Source organism: Arsenophonus sp. PmNCSU2021_1 (assembly GCF_036919435.1).
Taxonomy (GTDB): Bacteria; Pseudomonadota; Gammaproteobacteria; order Enterobacterales; family Enterobacteriaceae; genus Arsenophonus; species Arsenophonus nilaparvatae.
The window spans coordinates 707,436-723,034 of sequence record NZ_JAZHPL010000006.1 but is presented as its reverse complement, the minus strand read 5'-3'; the positions used below and the strand labels follow the sequence as shown (position 1 = coordinate 723,034).

At 40.2% G+C, this 15,599-nt stretch carries 15 protein-coding genes, 1 other RNA gene and 1 pseudogene; 14 read left to right on the top strand and 3 right to left on the bottom strand.

Going from position 1 to position 15,599, the window contains the following annotated elements:
* The first annotated feature begins 14 nt into the window (after window positions 1–14).
* The 3 genes from V3224_RS16700 to V3224_RS16690 all read left to right on the top strand — a co-directional run bounded on the left by V3224_RS16700 (window position 15) and on the right by V3224_RS16690 (window position 2,392).
* Window positions 15–407, top strand: coding sequence for a PRD domain-containing protein (locus tag V3224_RS16700; RefSeq protein WP_334471846.1), 393 nt, complete (start codon window positions 15–17; stop codon window positions 405–407).
* A gap of 164 nt (window positions 408–571) precedes the next feature.
* Window positions 572–1,540 carry an IS110 family transposase gene (locus V3224_RS16695; RefSeq protein ID WP_032115191.1) on the top strand — a complete coding sequence of 323 codons (969 nt, stop codon included), beginning with the start codon at window positions 572–574 and terminating at the stop codon, window positions 1,538–1,540.
* A gap of 18 nt (window positions 1,541–1,558) precedes the next feature.
* Window positions 1,559–2,392, top strand: coding sequence for a BglG family transcription antiterminator (locus tag V3224_RS16690; RefSeq protein ID WP_334471844.1), 834 nt, complete (start codon window positions 1,559–1,561; stop codon window positions 2,390–2,392).
* Here the strand turns inward: V3224_RS16690 and V3224_RS16685 are convergent.
* Window positions 2,389–3,363 carry an IS701 family transposase gene (locus tag V3224_RS16685; protein ID WP_334469947.1) on the bottom strand — a complete coding sequence of 325 codons (975 nt, stop codon included), beginning with the start codon at window positions 3,361–3,363 and terminating at the stop codon, window positions 2,389–2,391. The genes V3224_RS16690 and V3224_RS16685 overlap by 4 nt on opposite strands.
* Before the next feature lie 74 nt (window positions 3,364–3,437).
* On the opposite strand from V3224_RS16685, the gene V3224_RS16680 reads away from it, so the two are divergent.
* From V3224_RS16680 to dagF, 4 genes and pseudogenes are all read left to right on the top strand, one after another.
* Entirely contained in the window at window positions 3,438–4,088 is a 651-nt protein-coding gene (locus tag V3224_RS16680) for a DUF4310 family protein (RefSeq protein WP_334472059.1), read from the top strand.
* 27 nt (window positions 4,089–4,115) lie between these two features.
* Window positions 4,116–5,255, top strand: a complete 1,140-nt coding sequence (locus tag V3224_RS16675) for an amidohydrolase/deacetylase family metallohydrolase (RefSeq protein ID WP_334471842.1) — start codon at window positions 4,116–4,118, stop codon at window positions 5,253–5,255.
* Window positions 5,239–6,356 (top strand): annotated as a pseudogene (locus V3224_RS16670) (DgaE family pyridoxal phosphate-dependent ammonia lyase). Before V3224_RS16675 ends, V3224_RS16670 begins: the two are co-directional and overlap by 17 nt.
* Entirely contained in the window at window positions 6,341–7,084 is a 744-nt protein-coding gene (gene dagF, locus V3224_RS16665; protein ID WP_334471840.1) for a 2-dehydro-3-deoxy-phosphogluconate aldolase, read from the top strand. The pseudogene V3224_RS16670 and the gene dagF overlap by 16 nt, the downstream one beginning before the upstream one ends.
* Before the next feature lie 102 nt (window positions 7,085–7,186).
* On the opposite strand, the gene rnpB is transcribed toward dagF, so the two are convergent.
* Both rnpB and rsmI read right to left on the bottom strand, forming a co-directional pair.
* Window positions 7,187–7,561: RNase P RNA component class A (gene rnpB / locus V3224_RS16660), an RNA gene on the bottom strand.
* A gap of 67 nt (window positions 7,562–7,628) precedes the next feature.
* The gene (gene rsmI / locus V3224_RS16655) at window positions 7,629–8,525 is read right to left on the bottom strand and encodes a 16S rRNA (cytidine(1402)-2'-O)-methyltransferase (RefSeq protein WP_334471839.1); all 897 of its coding nucleotides are present in this window, start codon (window positions 8,523–8,525) and stop codon (window positions 7,629–7,631) included.
* On the opposite strand from rsmI, the gene V3224_RS16650 reads away from it, so the two are divergent.
* From V3224_RS16650 to istB, 7 genes are all read left to right on the top strand, one after another.
* A complete protein-coding gene (locus V3224_RS16650; RefSeq protein WP_334471837.1) occupies window positions 8,525–10,267 on the top strand; it encodes a penicillin-binding protein activator in 1,743 nt (580 codons plus the stop codon). The genes rsmI and V3224_RS16650 overlap by 1 nt on opposite strands.
* A 112-nt stretch (window positions 10,268–10,379) precedes the next feature.
* Entirely contained in the window at window positions 10,380–10,760 is a 381-nt protein-coding gene (locus V3224_RS16645) for a YraN family protein (protein ID WP_032115682.1), read from the top strand.
* 22 nt (window positions 10,761–10,782) lie between these two features.
* Window positions 10,783–11,373, top strand: a complete 591-nt coding sequence (gene diaA / locus V3224_RS16640; protein ID WP_026821383.1) for a DnaA initiator-associating protein DiaA — start codon at window positions 10,783–10,785, stop codon at window positions 11,371–11,373.
* 9 nt (window positions 11,374–11,382) lie between these two features.
* The gene (dolP, locus tag V3224_RS16635) at window positions 11,383–11,958 is read left to right on the top strand and encodes a division/outer membrane stress-associated lipid-binding lipoprotein (RefSeq protein ID WP_032115681.1); all 576 of its coding nucleotides are present in this window, start codon (window positions 11,383–11,385) and stop codon (window positions 11,956–11,958) included.
* A gap of 652 nt (window positions 11,959–12,610) precedes the next feature.
* Window positions 12,611–13,747, top strand: a complete 1,137-nt coding sequence (locus tag V3224_RS16630) for a hypothetical protein (protein WP_334471826.1) — start codon at window positions 12,611–12,613, stop codon at window positions 13,745–13,747.
* A gap of 57 nt (window positions 13,748–13,804) precedes the next feature.
* On the top strand, window positions 13,805–14,845 hold the full coding sequence (gene istA, locus V3224_RS16625; RefSeq protein ID WP_334469161.1) for an IS21 family transposase: 1,041 nt from the start codon (window positions 13,805–13,807) through the stop codon (window positions 14,843–14,845).
* Complete coding sequence (gene istB / locus V3224_RS16620; protein ID WP_334468702.1) at window positions 14,832–15,593, top strand: IS21-like element helper ATPase IstB; 762 nt, start codon at window positions 14,832–14,834, stop codon at window positions 15,591–15,593. Before istA ends, istB begins: the two co-directional genes overlap by 14 nt.
* Window positions 15,594–15,599: the final 6 nt, after the last annotated feature.

The following is a 15,599-nucleotide window of genomic DNA, read 5'->3' as shown; positions in this document are numbered from 1 at the left end:
AATTTTATAGGCCTGTGCGAAACTCGTGCAATAATGAAATGGATCCTGTTATTCAAAATGCGGTCAAAGAAATTTCAAACGGGCTGATTTACTTTCTTGGCGGTGAACTATCAAACGCAGAACAAGCTTACTTATGTACGCAACTTGCAGCACAACGTATTATTGGTAACGAACAGCCCAATCAAAAAACGGGCTTACATACCAAACTACTTGCTCATATTTTGCAATATATAAACGACTCATATAATTACGATTTACGTAATGATGAAAAACTAAAACGTGATTTGACAACCCATCTCGCCACGTTATTAACTCGTTTACAATTTAATATTAATGCACCAAATCCTTTACTTGACGATATCAAACAATATTATCCTTTTGCTTATGATGTCACCCTTGTATCTTGAAATTTGGTTATAATAATAGCGATTAGATTTGGCAAGGTGTATGTAATCCGATTGTCCCTGGGGTTTATAGCCCGTAGCAAAGCGAATGATGCATACACTTAGCCACTCATCTGAAACCCGAACAGTTGTCCGTAATTCATAACGTATTTGCAAGGATGGGTAATATGAGTCAGCTAAATCCAATTTGTGTAGGAATTGATGTTTCTAAAGCTTCATTGGATATTGCAGGCACCAATAACATTGAGCAGTTCAGAGTCAGCAATAACCCTGACGGGTTCGATACCATCATTTATCAACTGAAAAAGAACAACATAGCCTTGATTCTGATGGAAGCTACAGGTGGTCTCGAGGCAGCGATTGCATGCGCTCTTCAGGCTGAAGGTTTTGATGTTGCCGTTATCAATCCCAGGCAAGCCAGAGACTTTGCTCGATCCATGGGCTATCTGGCAAAGACTGATAGAATAGATGCCAGAGTTTTAGCTCAGATGGCTGATGTCATTAACCGCCATCCTGAGCGGTCACGTTTTATCCAGGCTATTCCTGATGCAGAGCGTCAGATTCTTGCTGCTATGGTGGTGCGCAGACGCCAGCTGATTGCAATGCTTGTAGCTGAAAGAAACCGGATGCATCCATCTCACCCGCAAAACAGAAAAAGCATCAGTAACATCATCAATGCACTAGAAAATGAACTTAAACGGATTGACGAGGATATGCATAAGCATATTACGGATCATTTCAACGAGCTTGCAGAGCGGCTAAGTACTATCAAAGGCATTGGTATGATGACTGCTGCTACATTGCTGGCAGAAGTCCCTGAGTTAGGGAAACTCTCGCGCAGGGAGATCAGTGCACTGGTTGGGGTAGCTCCTGTTAATAGAGACTCGGGAACCATGCGTGGCCGACGAACCATTTTTGGCGGTCGGGCCGGAGTTCGAACCTCTTTGTACATGGCTGCACTGGTTGCAACTCGTTTCAATCCGGTGATAAAAGCATTTTACACACGGCTGGTTGCAGCAGGAAAAGCCAAAAAAGTGGCGCTGGTTGCCTGTATGCGCAAACTGCTGACTATCCTGAATGCGATTCTCAGAAAGAACCAAGAATGGGATGAGTCGTATCATAACGTTGCTCCATAAATATACTGTTCAAGACAGTTGCTTGCTTATGATGTCACCCTCGATGCCCTACGCAGTGCCAGTACCCTGCTCCCTTACCCAATTAGTGAAGACGAACTTGGTTATCTGGCAGTTCATATTGGGGTAAGTTTGGAATGTAATTATGGTACCCGCCATCATCGGCCAACACAGGTTTTAATCGTTACTGATTCAGGCAACTCAACAGTACGTGTGATAGAAACCAAAATTATGCGTGAATTTCCGCAACTAAAATTTAATCGTGCGCTGTCGTTACAAGAATATGAAACCTTAGAAAACATCGATGAAGATTTTGTTATCACCACCATTCGATTAGCAGAAAAAAATAAACCGGTGGTGAAAATCGCCCCCTTTCCTACTCCCTATCAACTGGAGCAAGTCGGGCGTTTAGCGATGATCAACCAAACCAAACCTTATATTATTGAACGATTCTTTGATGAACGTTATTTCATCATACTTAATGAAAAAATTAGCCAAGAAGCACTTTTTAAGAAAATCTGTAAAAAACTGCAAGCCGATGGTTATGTCACTAGCGATTCTTACCCATCACTGCTCGAACGAGAATCAATTGTCTCTACTCTACTGGGTGAAGGAATTGCCTTACCTCACTCATTAGGTTTATTAGCGAATAAAACAGTGGTGGTTACGATTATTTCACCTCAAGGGATCAAATGGAATGCAGAAACCAAGGAAGTTGCTAATGTCATTTTTCTGTTGGCGATTAGTAAAGCTGACTATGAAGAAGCTATCGCTATTTATGAGTTATTTGTAACTTTCGTCAAAGAAAAAGCCACTAAAAGATTAATTAATAGCACGAGTTTCGCACAAAACTAATTTGGGTAGGCTAATAAAACACGGATTTGCTCAGTAATAGCACTTTTGATTACGTCCCAATTTTGTTGATAAAGGGTTATTTTTTCAGATATACGACGTTTATGTTGTTCAAACCACGCAGAAATAGCGAGAAAAATATGATTTCTTTGCGCTCGGCTCGTGCGAGCCTGACAGCGTTCAATACCACAGTTTTGTTTAACTTCTCGATGATAAACTTCAACAGACCAACGGGCATCCATGATAGATTGGACGTATTGACGGGTGGGATTCTCTTTGTTTGTTACTATGTAATCAATACGGCCGTTTTTGGCTGTAAATTTGAAAACGGTTACCCAACCATATCCTCGCAAGTGTATTGACGTTCCTTCTTCTGAGATGTCTAACTTGTTCAGTTGTTTGTTATGGTTAACAATCCTATTTTTCCTCAGCGTGGTTACCCAGATCCAACCATGAGAGCGAATTGATTTCAGGTTATCCAGGCTAGAATACCAAGCATCCATCACTACCGCTTCTGGCATGATCCCTCTTTTTTTAGCAAGAGTGAGCATTTCGGAAAAGTGCGTGTTTTTTGTTTTTCCATCAGAATCTTTATCATAAATACGATAATTGATAGGAATTGATTCAACCTTCGTCAGATCATGCCAAAGCAAATTAACTAAACCTATGCCAGCAATAACCTCATGTTCATTACCTGAATATTGATAATGGACCATCTCTATTTTTTTACTACGTGTTTTGGCAATCAATGTATCATCGGCAATTAGTACGCAAGGGCTTTTTTTGTCTATAGAAGGTTCAACTAATCGCCATAGGTCTTTAGGTCTAAAACATCTACTTTTTAGCCATCGGCTAACAGTGTCATGAGATAAAGGCGATGGGCTTACTTCTGATAACGCTAAACCAGAGTATCTTAAACTGCTTACTTGTAAGAATGTTTTATAGATATCTTTAATACATGGATAACCCGACAAAATATGAACACCCTGATTTTTTCTTGTTTTTAAATTTATACTTCTTTTTTGGAGATTGCGAAACTCGTGTAATTATGACAACGGAAATCAATAAAAAAGACTTTTGGTATGCAGAGTGGTCATTTCCTCTGTTTGTTGGACTACTGTCCGCCGGCATCTTTGCCGGAACCCATATGTATGTCGTTTATAGCTTCGGTGCTTTCAATGAAGTTGCCTTCGTGGCGATGCTACGTTCTGGTCTCGATACCGGTGTTTTTGGTGCAGTAGCTGCATTTGGTGCTAGTTTTCTATTTGCTCGTATCATTGAAGGCTCACTGGTAGGGATCCTGGATATTGGTGGCGCGTTGCAAACTGGGCTGGGTTTAGGCGTACCGGCGCTATTACTTGCTAGTGGTATGGACTTTTTAGTCACCAATTTCTGGGCATCACTGATAACCGGCTTAGTATTAGGTATCGTTATTGGTTGTATCATTATGTTCGCCCGCAAATTTACCGTTGGACAAACTAATTCGACCTTCGGTGCTGATGTCATGATGGGTGCAGGTAATACCTCTGGTCGGTTTTTAGGCCCATTGTTCATCTTAGCCGCCATGGCAGCTTCGATTCCAATTGGTATTGGCTCACTTATTGGTTCACTACTTTTTTATATTTGGAAAAAACCGATTGCCGGTGGAGCAATACTCGGCGCGATGGTTCTGGGCTATTTCTTCCCTATCGCCGCTTAAATTAGCAAGAAAATAAAGAAGGCTATTATGAACGATCTCATTATCAAACAAGGGAAACTTATCAACGGCCAGATCGTTGATATCTTAGTACGTGATAGCAAAATTGTTGCCATTGGCCCAGATGCGGCCAAAGAAGAACAAGCAACTAAAACGATTGACCTAAAAGGCCAACTTTACATTAGTGCCGGTTGGATCGATGCCCATACCCATTGCTATCCAGAATCGCCTATTTACTTCGATGAACCTGACCTAGCCGGCGCATCTTGCGGGGTTACCAGACTAGTAGATGCTGGCAGTGTTGGGGCTGACGATATTGATCACTTTTTTGCCATTACACGTAAAGTCAAAACCAATGTTTATTCACTGCTTAATATTGCTAAAACAGGTATTATTGCCCAAAATGAATTAGCCGACATGCAGCAAATTGCCGAAGCTAGTTTACAAAAAGCTATCGCTGATCATCCAGAGTTTGTTGTCGGAATAAAAGCACGCATGAGTAAAAGCGTGGTTGGTGAAAATGGTATAACCCCGCTTGTCAAAGCAAAAGAAATGCAGAAAAAAAGTGGGCTACCCTTAATGGTACATATTGGCAACAATCCCCCTAATCTTGATGATATTGCAGATTTGTTAACCAAGGGCGACATCATTACCCACTGTTTTAATGGTAAGCCTAATCGCATTCTGGACGATAACGGCAATTTAAAACCATCGATTCAACGAGCTCTTGCTCGTGGGGTGATCCTGGATGTGGGGCACGGTGGTGAAAGTTTCAGCTTTAAAGTCGCGGAACAAGCTATGCGTATTGGTACTTATCCCGATATCATCAGTTCCGATATCTACCATAAAAACCGTATCAATGGCCCAGTTTATAGCCTGGCTTTCGTGATGACCAAATTTCTTTGTATGGGATTCTCAATACAACAAATAATAGATTGTGTCACTAAAAAAGCTGCCGACCTACTGCATTTAAAAGGTAAAGGCTATCTGGATGTCGGTATGGACGCAGACTTCACTATCTTTGATCTCAAAGAAGAGCGTACTGAACTCTCTGATGCAGAAGGTGAAGTACGCTTTGGTAGCCATAAGTTTGTGCCTGTTGTTGCCATTGTTGGCGGCAAAGCAATTGTTTCCACAGAAAGTGAGTCTGAATATGCAATCGATTTATGAAAAATATCAACTCAAAAATGTAATTAATGCCTCCGGGCGCATGACAATACTGGGCGTTTCAACGCCTAAAGCTGAAGTTACAGAGCGTGTCGGCTATGGACTTAATCATTACTTTGAAATTAAAGATCTGGTAAATAAAACCGGCCAGTATATTGCCAAGCTACTGAAGGTAGAAAATGCAGTGGTTGTTTCTTGCGCCTCAGCCGGCATTGCGCAATCCGTCGCTGCTGTGATAGTAAAAGACAATGCTGATTTACTTTATAACCTTCACACTTCACCTCAACCTGTAGCCCGTGAAATTGTCATGCCAAAAGGACATAACGTTAATTTTGGTGCACCAGTTGACACCATGGTTGCACTTGGTGGCGGTGAAATCGTCGAAGCCGGTTATGCTAATGAGTGTAGTGCAGCCAAAATTACTGACCAAACCGCAGCTATTCTTTATGTTAAATCGCATCACTGCGCACAAAAAAGTATGCTAACGGTAAAAGAAGCGGCACAGGTTGCTAAAAAACATCAAATCCCTTTAATAGTCGATGCAGCTGCAGAAGAAGATTTAGTGACTTATTATCAAGATGGCGCTGATCTAGTGATCTACAGTGGCGCTAAAGCGATTGAAGGCCCAACTAGCGGACTAGTTATTGGCAAACATCAATACGTTGAATGGGTTAAACAACAAAGTAGCGGCATTGGTCGTGCGATGAAAGTCGGTAAAGAGGGTATTTTAGGTCTAACACTAGCGATTGAACTCTACCTAACTGCCAAAAAAGAGACCGGCAAACAAATGGTTGAGAGGATGTCTGATTTTATCGATGATCTTAACAAAATCAAAGGCGTCAAAGCCCAAATCGTTTGGGATGCCGCTGGCCGTGATATTGCTCGGGCAGAAATCAGCTTCGATCAAAAGCCATTGGTAAAACTACTTATGCCATGATGGCAGAATTGAAACAGGGCGATACCGCTATCTATTTTCGCGAATATAAAGCCAACGAAGGAAAAGTTGAAGCTGATATCCGCAGTGTTACTAACGAACAACTGAAAACAATTGTCTCACGCATACGCCAAGTTGTTACTGGAGTCAAATCATGGGAAAACAATTAACCCCTAATTTCTATCATGATCGTGTTTGTCTGAATGTTCTGGCAGGCTCTCACCAAAATGCTAAAGAGATTTATCAAGCCGCTGAAACTTATGTCGTGGTTGGCGTGCTGTCAAAAAACTATGCTGACTTAAATAGTGCTATTGACGATATGGCTAAATATGCTGATGAAATTGATAATGCACTTTCTGTCGGTTTAGGTGCAGGCGATCCTAATCAATCTAATATGGTTTCGCAGATTGCTAAAGTCATTCAGCCGCAACATGTGAACCAGGTATTTACTGGTGCCGCAACCAGTCGTGCATTATTAGGTCAAGATCAGACTATTGTTAATGCGCTTATTTCGCCAACTGGTGAAGTGGGTAAAGTAAAAATTTCTACCGGGCCGCTAAGTTCAAATTATCCAGACGCCATTGTTCCTGTTGAAACGGCAATTGCAATGTTAAAAGATATGGGCACAAGTTCTGTGAAATTTTTTAATATGGAAGGGTTAAAATATCGCGAAGAATATCAAGTTGTTGCAGAAGCTTGTGCTAGCTGTGATTTTTATCTTGAACCAACTGGCGGTATCGACTTAAACAATTACACCGAAATTCACAAAATTGCATTAAATGCTGGTGTAAAGAAAATTATTCCTCATATTTATAGCTCTATCATCGATAAAGCAACCGGTAATACCCGTCCTGAGGACGTTAAAAAATTACTTGAAATGACTAAGCAATGTTTATAGACACTATTGATAATAAATAATCGGTTTATCAATTTTATTGCACTCTAAATAGCCTAAAAGTAAAACCCCATTGTAATTTTACTCACAATGGGGTTTTTAATGTTTTAGAGTCAGCCGATAAGCCGGGTTCTGTCGTGGACAACCATTCATCTAGGCCAGCACTTGCGCACTGACTCAAGCAGCCTAACCCGGGTTCGATGCGGGCCGCATCTAGTGAACCCCTATTTGGCCTTGCTCCGGGTGGAGTTTACCGTGCCACAAACTGTTGCCAGTTGCGCGGTGCGCTCTTACCGCACCCTTTCACCCTTACCTGTACTTAATAGCCATCGGCGGTTTGCTCTCTGTTGCACTAGTCGTAGGCTTTCGCCTCCCAGACGTTATCTGGCACCCTGCCCTATGGAGCCCGGACTTTCCTCCCCTTTATTAACAATTACCTAGGGTAATCAGCAATAAAGCAGCGGTTGTCTGGCTAACTCCAACGCCGAATTATAGGGATTTAACATTAATTTGTATAGTTATTTATCACAACTGGCCAACAGCTAATCTACTTGATTGCACTATCAGCACTAACTTGCTGTTCAAGACTATATTTATATAGTGCATTCTTCTTTAAACCATAAATTTCTGCCGTAATAGCCGCCGCCTTCTTTAACGGCAATGATTGCTGTAGTAACGCTAACGTTTTTTTCACCTCTGAGGAAATAACTACTTCACCCTGCTGTGGTGTTCTATATGCCTGAACCACCAATACCATTTCGCCCCGAGAACGATTTTCATCAACTTTTACCCAATCAAGTAGTTCTCCAACCGGCAAACCATGAATAGATTCCCAGGTTTTTGTTAATTCCCGAGCTAAGACAACATAACGCTCAGCGCCCCAAATAGCGACCATATCTGCTAATGTGTCTAACAAACGATGTGGTGATTCATAAAAAATAAGTGTTCTCCACTCCTCCGTTAACGCTTGCAATACCCCTTGTCGACTCTTGCGTTTTGCTGGCAAAAATCCCTCATAACAAAAGCGATCTGAGGCGATACCGGCAGCGGAAAGGGCCGTAATTGCTGCGCATGGCCCTGGCAAAGGAACTACCAGAATACCGGCTTGGCGACAAGATTTTACCAAATGATAACCAGGATCATTAATTAGCGGTGTGCCTGCATCAGAAACTAACGCTATACTTAATCCCTGTTTTAATTGAGGAATTAATTGATCTGTTTTCTGTTGTTCATTATGATCATGTAAGGAAATCATGCGGGTATTGATAGCAAAGTGCTGCAATAATAAACCCGTACGCCGGGTATCTTCCGCTGCAATAAGATCTACCTGCTTAAGGGTCTGCAATGCACGCAGAGTGATATCATCCAAATTACCAATAGGAGTTGGTACAATATATAGTGTTGATACCATCTCTACCACTATATCTTGATTAGGTTCATTCATTGTTTATTCCGAATAACCAATTAAAATTGAGCAATAATAATTACATTACTGGACAAAGTATGCGTTCTTCAATTTTTGTTAAAAAAGGCTTGATATGTATAGCGATACTATCCTCTCTTTTGTTAGTAGGATGTCATTCCTCACTAGATCAAAGTAAACCAACTGCCGATGCAACCATACAAGCAAGCTCTGAAATCAGCCATTATCAATCAATTATTGATGCCGCTAATGGTACACCATCTTCTGAAGCTTTGCACGCCTATATCGCGCAAGAACCCCTATTAAAAGATAAGGTTAATCACCAGAAAAATATTGATGATTTTTGGCAAATGTTAATCAGTTTGCCTGCTGAACAAGTTCAAAAATTAGCTGTTAGGGCAGATGAAAATGTCTTACAAGGTTGGATTGATCTGCTTGATTTATACCATAATAACTACCAAGATCCGGCGGCATTACAAAATGCATTTAATGACTGGAAAATACGCTATCCAGCCAATCCGGGTGTTAAAACTTCCCCAACAGCACTCATACAAATCATTCATCAATCTTCAATCAGTAGCAACCCTAAAATTGGTCTATTCTTGCCTTTAAGTAATAACGGTAAAATATTTGCTGAAGCGATTTTACAAGGTTTCCTTGATGCCCAAAAAGGTTTACCCATCGATCCGACAACCGCAACCAGCTCATCCGAGCAAAATAGCCCAAATAGTGATCCCGTTCAAAGTATTATTGATTCAATTACTAGCAGTAGCAATAATGTAACGCAGGAAAACAATCCACAAACCCCATCGCTTGTTATTGACAATGTACCTATTAATAATCAACAGGTTAAAGTATACGATACCAATACTCAGTCGATTGAGTCACTCTTGCAACAAGCTGAACAGGACGGCATTACCTTAGTCGTCGGGCCACTTTTAAAACCGGATGTACTTAAAGCCATTCAAATAAATACTCCATTAAATCTTTTGACATTAAATGAATTAGATAATGATAAAATGCCGCTTAAAAATAATGTCTGTTACTTTTCTCTGTCGCCTGAAGATGAAGCGGTTAATGCAGCTCGCCATATAGCAAAAGAGGGCAAACAAGTACCCTTGATCCTGATCCCTTCTTCTCCTTTTGGGGAACATATCGCAAATATATTTGCACAAGAGTGGCAAAAATTGAAACAAACCCCAGTACGTAAACAAAGTTTTGGTAATATTGATAGCCTAAAAGCTAGAACTGCTCAAAGTACTGGAATACAGATGATAGGCACGCCAATAGTAATTGCCGAACAGCAAAATACCAACGATACGGCAGAGGCGATTGATGCGGTGTATATTGTCGCCACAAGTGATGAATTGTCATTGATTAAACCGATGATAGATATCGCAACCGACAGTCGCACACGTCCAACGCTTTATGCCAGTTCTCGTAGTCATCAAACAGATTTAAGCACCGATTATTATCTGGAAATGGAAGGCTTACAATTTAGTGAAATCCCTTTACTTGCCGGCGCTAATTCGACTTTACTAACTCAAGCTAATCAACAACTCTCTGCTGATTACTCGCTAATTCGTCTTTACGCTATGGGAATTGATGCCTGGTTATTAGCCAATCATTTCAATCAATTACAACAACATGATATCGAACTAAATGGAGCCACAGGCAAACTAAGTGTAAATAGTAACAATTGCGTAATTTTTCGTACCCTACCGTGGTTGAAATTTAAACAAGGAAAAGTTCAATTGATTTAATAAATTGTAAGTTAAAAGTAAAATTTATCAGCCAATAGATAAAAATAGAGTAAAATAGTGACTAAAGTGTCATTTTAACAACACCCTCAGCTTATAGATAAGGATATCCGCTATGCTAAAATCGCCAAATTTATCTTGGATACAAGGACGTCACTTCGAATATAAAGCCAAACAATTCTTACAACAACAAGGACTGCAATTTATTAGCCGCAATGTGAGTTTCCCGGTTGGAGAAATTGATTTAGTTATGAAAGATCAAAACACTTGGGTGTTTGTTGAAGTACGCTTTCGCCGCCATGATAACTTCGGTAATGCATTGATGTCAGTAACTTTAAACAAACGAAAAAAATTACTTGCAGCCGCAAAATTATGGCTGCTTAAACAAAATGAAAACATAGAAACCGCTTTATGTCGTTTTGATATTTGTGCTACTACCGGCAATCAATTTGAATGGTTACCAAATGCCTTTAGTGACTATGATGCCATCCACTAATTATATGTAAGTAGGTCTTAACGTGTTGGAGAAAATTAAAGCCTGTTTTACCGAAAGTATTCAAACACAAATTGCCGCTGCTGAAGCATTACCCGATGCTATTTCTCGTGCAGCGATTATGATCGTTCACGCCTTGCTAAATGGTAATAAAATCTTATGTTGCGGCAGTGGCGGATCAGCAGTTATTGCACAACGCTTTGCGACCAGTATGATCAATCAATTTGAAGCTGAACGTCCGAGTCTGCCCGCTTTATGTCTTAACACAGACAATGCGATTATAACCTCGATCGCTAATGGCCAAAAACCCGAAGAGGTATATGCAAAACAAGTGCGTGCATTAGGCCAATCTGGTGACGTACTTCTTGCAATTGCCACCAAAGGCGATAGTCGCGTTGTGATAAAAGCGGTTGAAGCTTCACTCGCTCGTGATATGACGATTGTGGCCTTAACCGGCCATGATGGCGGAGAATTAGCCGGTTTATTAGGCACACAAGATGTAGAAATTCGAATACCTTCGCAAAGAAGCATCAGAATTCAAGAAGTTCACCTATTAACAGTTAACTGTTTATGTGATCTAATCGATAATACACTTTTTCCGCATCAAGATGACTAAGGAGTAATAATGAGACTATTTCCTCTAATTACCATAATATGCAGTACCCTTTTATTACAAGGATGCATAGGAGCTGCTGTAATAGGCTCAGCGGCGGTCGCCACAAAAAGTGCGACGGATCCAAGAAGTGTCGGTCGCCAGGTCGATGATGGAACATTAGAAGCCCGCGTTAGTGCTGCTATTAACAAAGATCAAGAAATTACCCGCAATGCACGTGTTATTACTACAGCTTATGAAGGTAAGATACTGCTTACCGGCCAAGCGCCCGATCTTGCATTAGCTGAAAGAGCAAAACAGATAGCAACCAAAGTAGAAGGTGTTGAAGCAGTTTATAATGAGATCCGTCAGGCAACACCGGTTGATCTTGGTACGGCTTCTAAAGATACCTGGATAACCACCAAAATAAAATCACAAATTCTTACCAGTGATTCAGTTAAATCATCAACCGTCAAAGTTATTACCGAAGGTGGAGAGGTATTTTTACTTGGTATTCTAACTCAACAGGAAGGAGCTGCTGCAGCGAAAATTGCCAGTGAGACAGATGGCGTTAAACGCGTAACTACCGCATTTACCTACCTTAATTAATATTTTCTCATTCAATATAAAAAGTGATTATCTTTCTAATTTGTTACCCGGCAGCCACAAGGCCGGGTAGCTAATTTTAGGGTACGCACTTTAGCTGCTATATTTCACGACGCTCAATAACCTTTGCTATCTTTAACGAAAATAAAATATTTTTAGTACTATTTTCTAAAATAGCCCAATCCTAAAAAACCTACATCAACCAATTAAGCAACTTTCTTCGAGATTTAATCGCTTGTGTTATTACCTGAAGTTAATATATCACGAGTTTCGCACCAATAAAAAAACGCTCTATTTTTAAGTTTAATTCAGCATAATATATAAATAGATAAAACCTTATAAATCAAATACAACTTATTGTAATTTAAGAAAATTCATGTGTTTTAGTAACTTGCAGATTGATCATTGCTTTTAAGCCATTTCTAGAATTTTATATGCCTGTGCGAAACTCGTGTATATTGACAAAAACAATTACTTTACATCCAAATAATAATTCCATTAAATAATATTCGTTAACTTAATAATATTAAATCGCTATTTGCTGAAAATATAAATATAACCTGTTATACAACAATCGATTATTAATAACAAAAGGGTCTGAAAAATTTATTTCTCTTTTGCAACTAAATAATAGTGAATAAACATGGAGAAAAATATGCAATCATCGTCATTATTTAAAGGAACGCCGACCATTAAAATAGTTGATAACCGAGGTTTAACCGTAAGAGAAATCGATTATCATCGCCATCCCGATAGCCCCAATATCACTAATGAACGCATTACCCGTCATCAATATAACGCGCATGGTTTATTAATAAAAAGTATTGATCCACGGTTATATGAACAACAAAAAAATGACCCGACGATAAAACCCAATTTTTACTACCACACATCACTAAATAGTATGGTTCTAGCTACTAACAGTGTTGATGCCGGAACGACTTATGATCTGCATGATATTGCCGGTCGGCCGACATTTGCCTTCTCTGCAACGGGTGTTTTTCGTAGCTGGCAATATGAAGATAGCCAGCAACTAGGAAGACCTATTAGTATTGCTGAACAATTACCATCAAAAACAAAGTATGTTACAGAACGTTTTATTTGGGCTGGTAATAGTGATAGCGAAAAGCAAAAGAACCTGCTTGGGCAATGTTTACGCCATTATGACACTGCTGGTTTACAGCAAGTCAATAGTATCGCCTTAATAGGAGTGCCATTATCTTTAACCCAACAACTATTAATAAATAATAAGGAAGCTAACTGGCAAGCAGAGGATGAGACTATCTGGCAAAGTTACTTATCAAATGATAGCTATACTACGCAAAATATTGTTGATGCTACCGGAGCATTATTACTTAATATTGATGCTAAAGGTAACCGACTTCGGTTAGAATATGATATTGCTGGTATGCTAAAAAGTAGCTGGTTAACCATAGAAAATGCTACCGAACAGATAATCATAAAATCGTTAACTTATTCCGCCGCGGGACAAAAATCACGCGAAGAACATGGCAATGGCATCATAACCAGCTACCTTTACGAACCGCAAACCCAACGATTAATCGCCACAAAAATCGAACGTCCAACAGCACATCAAATGGCGGCAAAAATATTACAAGATCTACGTTATCAATATGATCCGGTCGGTAATGTGATCAGCGTGCGTAATGATGCTGTGGCAACCCGCTTCTGGCATAATCAAAAAGTCATTCCAGAAAATACCTATACCTATGATACGCTTTATCAACTGGTATCCACCACTGTCACCGATCATGCAAAACTGATCCACTAACGATCATCTAAAACTGATCCACTTGGTATTATTCGTACATTTTTGTACGGGTAATTTATGTTAACCAAGGAGATATTTGTGGATATTCATGTTCGCTTTACACAAGGACAAAGCCTTCGAAAAATTGCCCGTGAATTAGGCATTTCCCGTAACACCGTAAAACATCATTTACAACAACAGGCAATGCCAACTTATGCTAAAAGAAGTCAACAACCGAGTAAACTGGCACCCTTTAAACCTTATTTGCTTCAGCGAATTGAATTGGCTAAACCTGATTGGATCCCTGCAACAGTGTTATTTGATGAGGTAGCTGAAAGAGGTTATCAAGGCGGTATTGCTCAGTTACGCCGATTTGTTTGTCAATTTAAACCAAGCATTGTTCCCGAAGCTGTCGTCCGTTTTGAAACACAGCCAGGTCAACAAATGCAAATCGACTTCACCAGCATCCGGCGAGGTAAAAAATCCCTAAAAGCGTTTGTTGCAACACTAGGCTATTCGCGTGCTAGTTATGTAAAGTTCTTTGATAATGAACGAGCAGGATCGTGGCAACAAGGTTTAAGAGAAGCTTTCGACTATTTTGGTGGTGTACCACAGGAAGTATTGTGTGATAACGCAAAATCCCTCATCATCGAACGGGATGCTTATGCAGAAGGTGAACATAAATTGCATGTCGAAATGCTTCAAATGTCGAAAGATTACGGTTTTAAATTGAAGGCTTGCAAGCCCTACAGGGCAAAAACGAAAGGGAAAGTAGAGCGCTTTAACCACTATTTAAAAAACAGTTTTATCGTGCCATTAAATACCGACCTTCGTGCTCATAACCTTGAACTAGATATCGAGATAGCCAACGCAAAAGTGGGTCCATGGTTACAACGCGTTGCCCATCAGCGGATTCATGGAACAACGTTAGAAAAGCCAGCAGACAGATTAGCTAAGGAAGTTAAGTATCTTCTTCCCTTACCAGCAAGGGTTTGCCAATCTATCCCGCAGACTAATACGCTTAATATTCGTATCGTACCGCCCCTTGAATCTGTCAATTTGCAACACTCAATCAGCGTATATGAAGCATTGCTGGGAGGTGAACATGTTATTGCATGAACAAATTGAACACCTGTGTGAGTCATTGAAATTAAATTCTGTTCCCAGTCATTGGTCATCACTTGCAGAACAATGCATTGCCCAAGACAAAAGCTACGGAGAGTTTTTACTGTCCCTATTAAAATGTGAGCAACAACAACGAGATGAACGAACTCGTAATCTCTTGAGTCGGATGGCAGGATTCCCAGTACACAAAGAACTTAATACGTTCGATTTTAAGTTTGCAACGAGTGTTCCTAAACAACAAATACAGGAATTAAGCGCATTAACATTTATTGAACGTAATGAAAATGTCGTATTGCTTGGCCCAAGTGGTGTAGGTAAAACGCATTTAGCTATTGGATTAGGATTAAAAGCAGTACAGGCTAGGAAGAAAACTCGCTTTACAACAGCGGCTGAACTGATGTTGCAACTCTCAACTGCCAAACGACAAAATAAGCTCAAACAATATCTATCACGTTCGGTGATGGTCCCGAAGTTGTTGATCATAGATGAGATTGGATACTTGCCGTTTGGGCGAGAGGAAGCAACCCTATTTTTTAATGTGATTGCCAAGCGTTATGAGCATGGTAGTGTCATATTGACGAGTAACTTATCATTTGGGCAATGGCCTGGTACTTTTGCTGATGACGCAACATTAACCGCCGCTATGCTTGATCGTTTACTTCATCATTCGCATGTACTGCAATTAAGCGGTGAAAGCTATCGATTGAAAGATAAGCGGCGATCAGGAGCAATAACCGAGTAAAACAGT